The following is a 10973-nucleotide window of genomic DNA, read 5'->3' as shown; positions in this document are numbered from 1 at the left end:
TGGCTACGTAGCTCAGTTGGTTAGAGCACATCACTCATAATGATGGGGTCACAGGTTCGAATCCCGTCGTAGCCACCATATTAGTCATCTGTCGATTTATTCGGTAGACTAGAAAAAATTGTTGGGGTATCGCCAAGCGGTAAGGCTCTGGTTTCTGATACCAGCATTCCGAGGTTCGAATCCTCGTACCCCAGCCAATTTAAAAAGTCGTTAAGCACCATGTTTAACGCAATTGGGGTGTCGCCAAGCGGTAAGGCACTGGTTTCTGATACCAGCATTCCGGGGTTCGAATCCCTGCACCCCAGCCATTTAAAAACAAAAAAGCCCGCTCTGCGGGCTTTTTTGTTTTTGTTGTCTGTGCGGCCTGATGCCCTCACCCTGGCCCTCTCCCACGGGGAGAGGGAAAAAAGATTACAGTCCCAGGGCATATTTCAGGGCCTGACGTTTCAGCCCACCGGCACGCTCCGCCGCCATCAATCCAATATTGCGCAAAATACGCACCGGACCCAGTTCATTGCTGAAACCGGCATAGAACAGATCCATCCCCGACTGCATGATAAAGTTATCCGCCATCCGTCGCATCTGGTAGCGCTTCAGCACCTGCAGACCCGACCAGGGTTCAGCATGCGCGCGGGCATTGCCCAGCACGTCCAACAGAGCATCCACGTCGCGGTAGCCCAGATTCACACCCTGCCCCGCCAGCGGATGAATGGTGTGGGCCGCATCGCCCACCAGCGCCAGCCCTTCGAGGGCATACTGCAACGCATGGCGGCGCGTGAGCGGAAAGGCCCCCGCGGCAACCGGCGTCACGTTGCCCAGACGACTCGGGAAGTGTTGCTTGATTTCACGCTGCAACTGCGCCATCGAAAGCCCCTGAAGCTGGCGAATGCGCGCCGGTTTGTCGTACCACACCAGCGATGCCCAGTTATCGAACAGGGGCAAGAACGCATGGGGGCCATTCGGGGTAAAGTGCTGCCAGGTGCTCTCGCCGGGTGCATTCTCTGACTGAACGGTGATCAACATGCAGGACTGCGGGTATTGCCAGGCATGGATCCCGATCCCCGCCATCTGCCGGACCTGCGAATTCGCACCGTCCGCGCCGACCACCAGCTTCACGGCCAGCTCGTCATCATTATCCAGCGTCAGCACATAGCCGCTATCGTGGCGGCGTAGCGCCTTGAGAGAGGCGGGCAAACGCAACGTCACATTAGGGTGCCCCTCCAGCGCCTGCCAGAGTGCCTGCTGGAGCACACTGTTTTCCACCATATACCCCAGGCGCGGCAGCTTCAGCTCGGCGGCGTCAAATGTCACATGGGCATTTTCCCACTCCCAGGTTTCCAGCCGGTTATACGGATGGGCGCGCATCGCCAGCACGGCATCCCACACGCCCAGCCCGCGAAGCAGGTCAACGGACGCGGCGCTGATAGCTGAAATGCGCACGTCCGGTTTGGTGGTCGGGTCAAATGCCGGAGGCGCAGCCTGCTCGATTACCGTTACCTCAAATCCCTGCTGCGCCAGCCCCAGCGCCAGCGCGGCGCCGACCATACCGCCGCCGACAACGGCAACTTCGGTTTGTTGGAGTGTCATGGTCAATTGTCCTTATTGGAGAATACCTTAAGTTTACCGGATTTTTGGGCGCGTGAGGGTGACAACCTTCATACTGGTCACAACCGCACCAAAGCATTACAATACGCGGCTTGCAATCCTGAGCTGAGCAAGTCGATGACTAAAAAACTCCATATAAAAACCTGGGGCTGTCAGATGAACGAATACGATTCATCGAAGATGGCCGATCTGCTGGATACCACCCACGGATACCAGCTGACTGAAAATCCGAAAGAAGCCGACGTGTTGCTGCTTAACACCTGTTCAATTCGTGAAAAAGCGCAGGAGAAAGTCTTTCACGTATTAGGCCGCTGGAAACTTCTCAAACGAAAAAATCCGGACCTGATCATCGGCGTCGGTGGCTGCGTAGCCTCGCAGGAAGGTAAGCTGATCCGCCAGAGAGCCCCTTATGTGGATATCGTCTTTGGCCCTCAGACCCTGCACCGCCTGCCAGAGATGATCAACCAGGTTCGCGGCAATCGTAGCCCGGTTGTCGACGTGAGCTTCCCGGAGATCGAGAAATTTGACCGTCTGCCAGAGCCGCGCGCGGATGGCCCGACCGCTTTCGTCTCTATCATGGAAGGTTGCAACAAATACTGTACTTACTGCGTGGTGCCTTATACGCGCGGTGAAGAGGTCAGCCGCCCGGCAGACGATATCTTATTTGAGATCGCGCAGCTTGCCGCCCAGGGTGTACGCGAAGTCAACCTGCTGGGCCAGAACGTTAACGCCTGGCGCGGTGAGAACTACGACGGCACCACCGGTAGCTTTGCTGAACTGCTGCGTCTGGTGGCCGCGATTGACGGCATCGACCGTATTCGCTTTACCACCAGCCATCCGATGGAATTTACCGATGACATCATTGATGTCTATCGCGATACGCCGGAGCTGGTGAGCTTCCTGCACCTGCCGATTCAGTGTGGCTCTGACCGCGTGCTGAACCTGATGGGCCGTCCGCATACGGTGCTGGAGTACAAATCCACCATCCGTAAGCTGCGCGAAGCGCGCCCGGATATTCAGATCAGCTCCGACTTTATTGTTGGCTTCCCTGGCGAAACGGCTGATGATTTCGAGCGCACCATGAAGCTCATCGGCGAAGTGAATTTTGACGTCAGCTACAGCTTCATCTTCTCCGCGCGTCCAGGCACGCCTGCAGCCGATATGGTTGACGATGTGCCGGAAGAAGAGAAAAAACAGCGTCTGTACATTCTGCAGGAGCGTATCAACCAGCAGGCTAACGCCTGGAGCCGTCGTATGCTCGGCACCGTTCAGCGTATTCTGGTGGAAGGCACCTCGCGCAAGAGCATCATGGAGCTGTCCGGTCGCACCGAAAATAACCGCGTGGTGAACTTTGAAGGCACGCCGGACATGATCGGTAAATTTGTGGATGTCGAAATTGTCGACGTGCTGACAAACTCCCTGCGCGCGAAGGTGGTACGTACCGAGGACGAAATGGGTCTGCGCATTGCCGAGACGCCTGAGTCTGTTATCTCGCGTACCCGCAAAGTAAACGATTCTGGCGTGGGCATTTACCAGCCCTAATCCTTCTGGCCTGCCTTTCCGGCAGGCCTTGTAATTCCTTTCTTCACCCCCAATATGCATAGCAATGCTTGCGCCTTTATTCTATGGCGTGAATAATTTCATTTATGACGGTTTTATGATGCCCCTCGGTAATGAGCTAACGGGCCTTCTGAACAATCAAAGAGGAACGGTTTGAATATAGACACGCGTGAAATTAGCCTTGAGCCCGCAGACAACGCTCGCCTGCTGAGCCTGTGCGGGCCGTTTGATGACAACATCAAACAACTGGAGCGACGTCTGGGTATCGAAATCAATCGTCGCGATAATCATTTCAAACTCACCGGCCGCCCCATCTGCGTTAACGCGGCGGCGGATATTCTGCGTAGTCTGTATGTTGATACCGCCCCGATGCGCGGCGAAACGCAGGATATCGAACCGGAACAGATCCACCTCGCCATCAAAGAGGCGCGCGTGCTTGAACAAAGCGCGGAAAGCGTGCCGGACTACGGCAAGGCGATCAACATCAAGACCAAGCGCGGCGTCATCAAACCACGCACGCCGAACCAGGCGCAGTACATCGCCAATATCCTCGACCATGATATTACTTTCGGCGTCGGCCCGGCGGGTACGGGTAAAACCTATCTTGCCGTCGCCGCGGCGGTCGATGCCCTGGAGCGCCAGGACGTTCGCCGCATTCTGCTGACGCGCCCTGCCGTGGAAGCGGGTGAAAAGCTGGGCTTCCTGCCGGGCGATTTGAGCCAGAAGGTTGACCCGTATCTGCGCCCGCTGTACGACGCGCTGTTCGAGATGCTGGGCTTTGAGAAAGTCGAAAAGCTCATTGAGCGCAACGTGATTGAAGTGGCGCCCCTGGCCTACATGCGTGGCCGTACGCTCAACGATGCGTTCATCATTCTTGATGAAAGCCAGAACACCACCATCGAACAGATGAAGATGTTCCTGACGCGTATCGGCTTCAACTCAAAAGCGGTGATTACCGGTGACGTCACGCAGATTGACCTGCCGCGCAGCACCAAATCTGGCCTGCGCCACGCAATTGAAGTGCTGGCAGAGGTCGATGAAATCAGCTTTAACTTCTTCCACAGTGAAGATGTTGTGCGCCACCCTGTCGTGGCACGCATTGTAAACGCTTATGAGGCCTGGGAAGAGGCCGATCAGAAGCGCAAGGCCGAACTGGCCGCAGAACGTAAGCGCGACGCGCAGGAGCAAGAACATAAATGAGTCAGGTGATCCTCGATTTACAGCTGGCCTGTGAAGATAATTCCGGCATGCCAGATGAGGCACAGTTTCAAACGTGGCTGGACGCCGTTATCCCCCAGTTTCAGGAGGAATCAGAAGTCACGATTCGCCTGGTGGACGAAGCGGAAAGCCACGAACTTAACCTGACCTACCGTGGGAAAGATAAGCCGACCAACGTACTCTCTTTCCCGTTTGAAGCGCCACCGGGCATGGAAATGCCGCTGCTGGGCGATCTGATCATCTGCCGTCAGGTGGTTGAGCAGGAAGCGAAAGAGCAGCAGAAGCCGCTCGACGCCCACTGGGCGCATATGGTGGTGCACGGCAGCCTGCATCTGCTGGGCTACGACCACATCGACGATGACGAAGCGGAAGAGATGGAGTCCCTCGAGACAGAGATAATGCTTGCTCTGGGCTATGAGGATCCGTACATTGCCGAGAAAGAATAGTCAGTCCGTTGACCGACTCACATGCTGCCGCGCAGGGATATAGCGCGGCGGTAAACGTTGAACTAACAAGAGAACCCTTAACAAACGCCATGAGCGACGACAATTCACACAGTAGCGACAACACCAACACTAAAAAGGGATTTTTCTCCCTCATCCTGAGCCAGCTTTTCCACGGTGAACCAAAAAACCGTGATGAACTGCTGGAGCTGATCCGTGATTCCGGGCAAAACGACCTTATCGACGACGATACGCGCGAAATGCTCGAAGGCGTCATGGACATTGCCGACCAGCGCGTCCGCGATATCATGATCCCCCGCTCGCAGATGATCACCCTGAAACGCAACCAGACGCTGGACGAGTGCCTCGATGTGATCATCGAATCTGCCCACTCGCGTTTCCCGGTCATCAGCGAAGATAAAGATCACATCGAAGGGATCCTGATGGCGAAAGATCTGCTGCCGTTTATGCGCAGCGATGCCGAAGCCTTCAGCATGGAAAAAGTGTTACGCCAGGCCGTGGTTGTGCCGGAAAGTAAACGTGTGGATCGGATGCTGAAAGAGTTTCGCTCTCAGCGTTACCACATGGCGATTGTGATTGATGAGTTTGGCGGCGTGTCCGGTCTGGTCACGATCGAAGATATTCTTGAGCTTATCGTGGGCGAAATCGAAGACGAGTATGACGAAGAAGAAGATATCGACTTCCGTCAGCTCAGCCGCCACACCTGGACGGTGCGCGCGCTGGCCTCGATTGAGGACTTCAACGACGCATTCGGCACGCACTTCAGCGATGAAGAGGTGGACACCATAGGCGGGCTGGTGATGCAGGCCTTTGGTCATCTTCCGGCGCGCGGCGAGACCGTTGACATCGACGGTTACCAATTCAAAGTCGCCATGGCCGACAGCCGACGTATTATTCAGGTTCACGTCAGAACGCCGGACGACTCACCGGTGCCAAAACTGGAAGATTAATGTAAATGGCATTTGCCCCATTGCTTGAACGCCAGCGCGTCCGTTTGCTGCTGGCGCTGTTGCTCGGAGCCAGCGGTACGCTGGCTTTTTCTCCTTACGACATCTGGCCTGCTGCCCTCCTCTCCCTGATGGGATTACAGGGGTTAACCCTGAATCGCCGCCCGGTGCAAGCCGCTGCTATCGGCTATTTCTGGGGACTTGGGCTGTTCGGTTCTGGCATTAACTGGGTGTATGTCAGCATCGCTCAGTTTGGCGGAATGCCGGGCCCGGTAAACGTCTTTCTGGTGGTCCTGCTCGCCGCCTACCTTTCGCTGTATACCGGCCTGTTCGCCGGTATTCTCTCTCGCCTGTGGCCAAAAACGAGCTGGCTGCGCGTTGCCATCGCCGCACCGGTTGTCTGGCAAATTACCGAGTTCCTGCGCGGTTGGGTGCTGACCGGCTTCCCGTGGCTGCAGTTCGGCTATAGCCAGATCGACGGCCCGCTAAAAGGGCTGGCACCGGTAATGGGCGTAGAGGCGATAAACTTCCTGCTGATGGTGGTGAGCGGCCTGCTGGTGCTGGTGCTGGTAACCCGCAACTGGAAAGCGCTGGTCGCTGCCCTCGTACTGTTCGCCCTGCCTTTCCCGCTGCGCTATATCCAGTGGTATAACCTCGTGCCCGAGCGCGCGACGCAGGTTTCTCTGGTGCAGGGGGATATCCCGCAGTCGATGAAGTGGGATGAGAATCAGCTGATCAACACCCTGAAAATTTACGCCGATGCCACCGAAAAGGTGATGGGTAAATCTCAGCTGATTATCTGGCCGGAATCCGCGATTCCCGATCTGGAAATCAACCAGCAGCCGTTCCTGAAGATGATGGACGCCCTGCTGCGCGCGCACGGCAGTACGCTGATCACCGGGATTGTAGACGCGCGTCTGAACACGCAAAACCGTTATGACACCTACAACACCATCATCACGCTTGGCAAAGACAGCGAGTACAGCTACACCTCGACCGATCGCTACAACAAGAACCACCTTGTGCCGTTTGGCGAATTTGTTCCGCTGGAGTCAATTCTGCGCCCGCTGGCACCGTTCTTCGATCTGCCGATGTCTTCGTTCAGCCGCGGTCCGTACGTTCAGCCGCAGCTGCACGCGCACGGTTTTGCTCTTACGGCGGCCATTTGCTATGAGATCATCCTCGGCGAGCAGGTACGCGATAACTTCCGTCCGGATACCGACTATCTGCTGACCATCTCGAATGATGCGTGGTTTGGTAAGTCGATTGGCCCGTGGCAGCACTTCCAGATGGCGCGTATGCGTTCCCTGGAGCTGGCGCGTCCGCTGCTGCGCAGCACCAACAATGGCATTACCGCCGTGATTGGTCCGCAGGGCGACATTCAGGCCATGATCCCGCAGTTTACCCGCGACGTGCTGACCACCACCGTAACGCCAGCCACCGGCCTGACGCCATACGCCCGCACCGGCAACTGGCCGCTGTGGATCCTGACCGCGCTGTTTGGTTTTGGCGCCGTGCTGATGGGCCTTCGTCAGCGTCGTCGATAATCTCAATTCTTCCTGCCGGGTGGCGCTGACGCTTACCCGGCCTACTCTCTCCATTTCGCTTATGCAGGTCGGGTAAGGCGTAGCCGCCACCCGACAATCCCCTCATCACTCCAATTCTGGCACGTCTATTGCTTTTATTTCTCCACGCAAACGCAATCTGGCTTAACGTGCACCTGACCGCACCAGCAATGAGCGTCCCTGGCACCGAAACGGTGCAATGAGAGATTTTTGCCTCTGAATGGTGCGGCGCGCTTCGCAAAAATAAACAATAACGCAGCAAAATCTTTACATTAAGCCAGACTAAATGTTAACAAGCTTGCATAACACTGCACTCGCGTTGCGCGAGATATAACAACATCACAATGGGTATCAATGCGTCACTGGCGCTGATAAGAAAGGAGTTGGGTATGCAATTACGTAAACTGGCCACAGCAATGCTGGTTATGGGAATGTCCGCAGGCGTCGTTCACGCTGAAGACGCGCCGGCTGCCGGAAGCACCCTCGCCAAGATTGCCAAAAACGGCGTGATCGTGGTCGGCCACCGTGAATCTTCCGTCCCGTTCTCTTACTACGATAACACGCAAAAAGTCGTGGGCTATTCACAGGACTACTCCAACGCCATCGTTGAAGCTGTGAAGAAAAAGCTGAACAAACCAGACCTGCAGGTGAAGTTGATTCCAATCACCTCGCAGAACCGTATCCCACTGCTGCAAAACGGCACCTTTGATTTTGAATGCGGTTCCACCACCAACAACCTGGAACGCCAGAAACAGGCCGCCTTCTCCGATACCATCTTCGTCGTGGGCACCCGTCTGCTGACCAAGAAAGGCGGCGACATTAAAGATTTCGCGGATCTGAAAGGTAAAGCGGTTGTCGTGACCTCCGGTACCACTTCAGAAGTGCTGCTCCACAAGCTGAATGACGACAAGAAAATGGATATGCGCATCATCAGCGCGAAAGACCACGGCGACTCCTTCCGTACGCTGGAAAGCGGTCGTGCCGTCGCGTTTATGATGGATGACGCTCTGCTGGCGGGTGAACGTGCGAAGGCGAAGAAACCAGATAACTGGGAGATCGTCGGTACCGCGCAGTCTAAAGAAGCCTACGGCTGTATGCTGCGTAAAGACGATGCGGACTTCAAAAAGCTGATCGATGACACCATCGCGCAGGCGCAGACCTCCGGCGAAGCGGCAAAATGGTTCGACAAGTGGTTTAAGAACCCGATCCCACCGAAAAACCTGAACATGAACTTTGAACTGTCTGACGACATGAAAGCGCTGTTCAAATCACCAAACGACAAAGCTCTTAACTAATTAGAAATACAGGGGCGGGATCTCCTGCCCTCTCGATTGTCGGGAAGCATGGACAGACTCTACGCTGAGTGGCTCGTTCCCCACTCAGCGCGAAAAATGAGCTTCTCACCAATCTTCGAGGGTAGCGCTGCTACCCTTTTTTTTCTGGAGTTTATTATGTCAATTGACTGGAACTGGGGCATCTTTCTACAGCAAGCCCCGTTCGGCAACACCACCTACCTTGGCTGGCTGTGGAGCGGCTTTCAGGTCACCGTGGCGCTATCGATAACGGCGTGGATCATTGCGTTTCTTATCGGTTCGCTGTTCGGTATTCTGCGCACCGTCCCCAACCGTTTCCTCTCTTCTCTTGGCACGCTCTATGTGGAACTGTTCCGTAACGTTCCGCTGATTGTGCAGTTCTTTACCTGGTATCTGGTCATCCCGGAACTGCTGCCGGAAAACATCGGCATGTGGTTCAAGGCAGAGCTGGATCCGAACGTGCAGTTCTTCGTCTCTTCAATGCTGTGTCTGGGCCTGTTCACCGCTGCGCGCGTGTGCGAGCAGGTGCGTGCCGCCATTCAGTCGCTGCCACGCGGGCAAAAGAATGCGGCCCTGGCAATGGGGCTGACCCTGCCGCAGGCCTACCGCTACGTGTTGCTGCCTAACGCCTATCGCGTCATCGTGCCGCCGATGACCTCAGAGATGATGAACCTGGTGAAAAACTCGGCCATCGCCTCGACCATCGGTCTGGTGGATATGGCCGCGCAGGCGGGCAAGCTGCTGGATTATTCCGCCCATGCCTGGGAATCCTTTACGGCCATTACACTCGCCTATGTACTGATAAACGCTTTCATCATGCTGGTGATGAACCTGGTTGAACGCAAAACTCGCCTGCCGGGCAATCTGGGGGGTAAATAATGTACGAGTTTGACTGGAGTTCTATCGTTCCTTCCCTGCCTTACCTGCTTGATGGCCTGGCGATCACGTTAAAGATCACCGTGATTGCCATTATCGTCGGGATTGTCTGGGGCACCCTGCTGGCAGTGATGCGCCTGTCGAGCTTTAAGCCGCTCGCCTGGTTTGCAACGGCCTACGTTAACGTCTTCCGCTCTATCCCGCTGGTGATGGTGCTGCTGTGGTTTTACCTGATCGTTCCCGGTTTTCTGCAAAACGTACTGGGGCTGTCGCCAAAAACCGATATCCGGCTGATCTCCGCCATGGTGGCGTTCTCCATGTTCGAGGCCGCGTACTACTCCGAGATTATTCGCGCCGGTATTCAGAGCATCTCCCGCGGGCAATCCAGCGCGGCGCTGGCGCTGGGCATGACGCACTGGCAGTCCATGAAGCTAATTATTCTGCCGCAGGCGTTTCGCGCCATGGTTCCGCTCCTGCTGACGCAGGGCATCGTCCTGTTCCAGGATACGTCGCTGGTCTACGTTCTGAGCCTGGCGGACTTCTTCCGTACCGCATCCACTATCGGCGAACGTGACGGTACGCAGGTTGAGATGGTCCTCTTCGCGGGCGGGGTCTATTTTGTGATTAGTTTAAGCGCGTCGCTGTTGGTCAGCTGGCTGAAGAAAAGGACGGTATAATGATTTCCCTGAAAAATGTTTCTAAATGGTATGGGCACTTTCAGGTGCTGACCGACTGCTCCACCGAAGTGAAAAAAGGCGATGTAGTGGTCGTGTGCGGGCCGTCCGGGTCCGGTAAATCGACGCTTATTAAAACCGTCAACGGCCTGGAGCCGGTGCAGCAGGGTGAAATTGTGGTCAACGGCACGAAGGTCAATGACAAGAAAACGAACCTTGCTCAGCTGCGTTCTCACGTCGGCATGGTGTTCCAGCATTTTGAGCTGTTCCCGCATCTCTCGATTATTGAGAACCTGACCCTGGCGCAGGTGAAAGTGCTTAAGCGTGATAAAAAAGCGGCGCGTGAGAAAGGGCTGAAGTTACTGGAACGCGTCGGGTTGACGGCCCATGCCGATAAATTCCCGGCACAGCTATCCGGCGGACAGCAGCAGCGCGTAGCGATTGCCCGCGCCTTGTGCATGGACCCGGTGGCGATGTTGTTCGATGAACCGACTTCCGCGCTCGATCCGGAGATGATCAACGAAGTGCTGGACGTGATGGTCGAACTGGCGCACGAAGGGATGACCATGATGGTTGTTACCCATGAAATGGGCTTCGCCCGCAAAGTGGCTAACCGCGTGATCTTCATGGACGAAGGCAAAATCGTGGAAGACTCCCCGAAAGAGGCATTCTTCGCTGATCCGAAATCCGAACGCGCAAAAGACTTCCTCGCCAAAATCCTGCATTAATTTTCCGGAGCGCAATCTGCGGA

General features: G+C 55.7%; 10 protein-coding genes and 3 tRNA genes. 12 read left to right on the top strand and 1 reads right to left on the bottom strand.

What is annotated here, in order from left to right; translation table 11 throughout:
- Nucleotide 1 precedes the first annotated feature (1 nt).
- The 3 genes from QLG21_RS19140 (at nucleotide 2) to QLG21_RS19130 (ending at nucleotide 308) form a co-directional block, all read left to right on the top strand.
- A tRNA-Met gene (locus QLG21_RS19140) sits at nucleotides 2-78 on the top strand.
- Nucleotides 79-122: 44 nt separating this feature from the next.
- A tRNA-Gln gene (locus QLG21_RS19135) sits at nucleotides 123-197 on the top strand.
- A 36-nt stretch (nucleotides 198-233) separates the two neighbouring features.
- Nucleotides 234-308 (top strand) — tRNA-Gln (locus QLG21_RS19130).
- A gap of 103 nt (nucleotides 309-411) precedes the next feature.
- Here QLG21_RS19130 and ubiF read toward each other — a convergent pair.
- The gene (gene ubiF / locus QLG21_RS19125; RefSeq protein ID WP_282484997.1) at nucleotides 412-1587 is read right to left on the bottom strand and encodes a 3-demethoxyubiquinol 3-hydroxylase; all 1176 of its coding nucleotides are present in this window, start codon (nucleotides 1585-1587) and stop codon (nucleotides 412-414) included.
- Between the two features lie 135 nt (nucleotides 1588-1722).
- Here ubiF and miaB point away from each other — a divergent pair, with 135 nt between their 5' ends.
- The 9 genes from miaB to QLG21_RS19080 all read left to right on the top strand — a co-directional run bounded on the left by miaB (nucleotide 1723) and on the right by QLG21_RS19080 (nucleotide 10950).
- Nucleotides 1723-3147, top strand: a complete 1425-nt coding sequence (gene miaB / locus QLG21_RS19120; RefSeq protein WP_006177158.1) for a tRNA (N6-isopentenyl adenosine(37)-C2)-methylthiotransferase MiaB — start codon at nucleotides 1723-1725, stop codon at nucleotides 3145-3147.
- A 171-nt stretch (nucleotides 3148-3318) separates the two neighbouring features.
- Nucleotides 3319-4365 (top strand): PhoH family protein, encoded by a 1047-nt coding sequence (locus QLG21_RS19115; protein WP_006177157.1) that lies wholly within the window; start codon nucleotides 3319-3321, stop codon nucleotides 4363-4365.
- Nucleotides 4362-4829, top strand: coding sequence for an rRNA maturation RNase YbeY (ybeY, locus tag QLG21_RS19110; protein ID WP_006177156.1), 468 nt, complete (start codon nucleotides 4362-4364; stop codon nucleotides 4827-4829). Before QLG21_RS19115 ends, ybeY begins: the two co-directional genes overlap by 4 nt.
- Before the next feature lie 89 nt (nucleotides 4830-4918).
- Nucleotides 4919-5797 carry a CNNM family magnesium/cobalt transport protein CorC gene (gene corC, locus QLG21_RS19105; RefSeq protein ID WP_006177155.1) on the top strand — a complete coding sequence of 293 codons (879 nt, stop codon included), beginning with the start codon at nucleotides 4919-4921 and terminating at the stop codon, nucleotides 5795-5797.
- A gap of 5 nt (nucleotides 5798-5802) precedes the next feature.
- Entirely contained in the window at nucleotides 5803-7341 is a 1539-nt protein-coding gene (gene lnt / locus QLG21_RS19100) for an apolipoprotein N-acyltransferase (protein WP_282484996.1), read from the top strand.
- A 407-nt stretch (nucleotides 7342-7748) separates the two neighbouring features.
- Nucleotides 7749-8654, top strand: a complete 906-nt coding sequence (locus tag QLG21_RS19095; protein ID WP_042320989.1) for an amino acid ABC transporter substrate-binding protein — start codon at nucleotides 7749-7751, stop codon at nucleotides 8652-8654.
- Nucleotides 8655-8810: 156 nt separating this feature from the next.
- Nucleotides 8811-9551: a glutamate/aspartate ABC transporter permease GltJ gene (gltJ, locus tag QLG21_RS19090; RefSeq protein WP_058610663.1), complete on the top strand. Its 741-nt coding sequence runs from the start codon at nucleotides 8811-8813 to the stop codon at nucleotides 9549-9551.
- Nucleotides 9551-10225 (top strand): glutamate/aspartate ABC transporter permease GltK, encoded by a 675-nt coding sequence (gltK, locus tag QLG21_RS19085; protein ID WP_006177150.1) that lies wholly within the window; start codon nucleotides 9551-9553, stop codon nucleotides 10223-10225. The genes gltJ and gltK overlap by 1 nt, the downstream gene beginning before the upstream one ends.
- Nucleotides 10225-10950 (top strand): amino acid ABC transporter ATP-binding protein, encoded by a 726-nt coding sequence (locus QLG21_RS19080; protein ID WP_006177149.1) that lies wholly within the window; start codon nucleotides 10225-10227, stop codon nucleotides 10948-10950. The genes gltK and QLG21_RS19080 overlap by 1 nt, the downstream gene beginning before the upstream one ends.
- Nucleotides 10951-10973: the final 23 nt, after the last annotated feature.

This window comes from Enterobacter sp. V87_3 (assembly GCF_029967835.1).
GTDB lineage: Bacteria > Pseudomonadota > Gammaproteobacteria > Enterobacterales > Enterobacteriaceae > Enterobacter > Enterobacter cancerogenus.
Note: the sequence above shows the minus strand (reverse complement) of the source record. Positions and strands in the feature narration are given on the sequence as shown.